Raw genomic sequence first — 531 nt, 5'->3', positions numbered from 1 at the left:
GTGGCCCAACCCCTTGTGGGAGGGAGCCGTCGAAGGTGGGATTGGCGATTGGGACGAAGTCGTAACAAGGTAGCCGTACCGGAAGGTGCGGCTGGATCACCTCCTTTCTAAGGAGCAACATAAACTGTCATCTGCTGCTGCTTTGTACCAGCAACTACCTCTTCGGGGGTGGGGCGGAGACGGTGGCCCCATTACGTCAGCAAATGTTTGACGGTGGGAGCTCATGGGTGAAACGCTAACAATGCCAACCGATTCCATTTACGGATGAGGCCGGCGTTTATGTGGGTGACCATATAAAGAATCGATACACTATTGGGTCCTGAGAGAACACACGTGTTCTTTCTAGGGTTAGACAAGATATCGGCCAGGTTCCGCCTGTTATCAAATGAACTCGAAGGGGTTTGTTTGGGGTGTTGGGGTTGGTTGGTGTGTGTTGTTTGAGAATTGCACAGTGGATGCGAGCATCTTTATTTTTGTTTTGATAAATGTTTGTAAGTGTTTAAGAGCGTACGGTGGATGCCTTGGCACCAG

Annotated in this window: 1 rRNA gene; it reads left to right on the top strand. The window is 50.5% G+C overall.

The features are described from left to right. Positions 1-107, top strand: a 16S ribosomal RNA gene (locus AC56PL_RS27580); the annotation flags it as partial. Positions 108-531 lie beyond the last annotated feature (424 nt).

This window comes from Williamsia sp. Y721 (assembly GCF_059683565.1).
This window is presented reverse-complemented; position numbering and strand designations above follow the sequence as displayed.